The organism is uncultured Polaribacter sp., from assembly GCF_947501385.1.
GTDB lineage: Bacteria > Bacteroidota > Bacteroidia > Flavobacteriales > Flavobacteriaceae > Polaribacter.
This window is the reverse complement of record NZ_CANMVP010000082.1, coordinates 1-529: the sequence shown is the minus strand read 5'-3', so window position 1 is coordinate 529 and position 529 is coordinate 1. Positions and strand designations below refer to the sequence as shown.

At 31.6% G+C, this 529-nt stretch carries 1 protein-coding gene; it reads right to left on the bottom strand.

All coding sequences use genetic code 11. From position 1 onward, the window contains the following. Positions 1–34 precede the first annotated feature (34 nt). A complete protein-coding gene (gene tnpA, locus Q0998_RS19275) occupies positions 35–493 on the bottom strand; it encodes an IS200/IS605 family transposase (RefSeq protein WP_299673091.1) in 459 nt (152 codons plus the stop codon). Positions 494–529 lie beyond the last annotated feature (36 nt).

The following is a 529-nucleotide window of genomic DNA, read 5'->3' as shown; positions in this document are numbered from 1 at the left end:
GAGTAAATAATCCTCGGGGCAAGCCCACGAGGCATTAAAACAATTTTAGTTGATTATTCTTTTTTAACTTTTTATAATCTTTCTCAATACCTTGCCCTTTAACATAGTTAGCAATTACTTTTTCTGTTCCATGCTGACCAACCGTATTTACAAAATAGCCTTTCCCCCAGAACTCTCCTCCCCATAATTGCTTCTTTACTTCTGGACAACGCTTAAAAATTTCTCTAGCAATAATACTTTTTATCATAGTAACAATTTTTGTAATACTATAAGAAGGTACACTTTGAATTAAAAAATGAACATGATCTTTATCTGTGCCTACTTCTAAAAAATTGACTTCATATCGTTTTTCAATATCATCACAAACTTCTATTAAAACTTTGTCTACCGAATCCGTAATTACAACTCTTCGATATTTCGCACTACTTACAAAATGATACAGTAAAACTGTAACATTATGACTCTTATGGATATATTTACTATTTTGTGACATCGAGGCACAAAATAGTAATAATTAACGAGGCAAGCC

Excerpts from the sequence above, each read along its gene's own strand:
- tnpA (WP_299673091.1), bottom strand. The coding sequence starts at position 493 with ATGTCACAAAATAGTAAATATATCCATAAGAGTCATAATGTTACAGTT.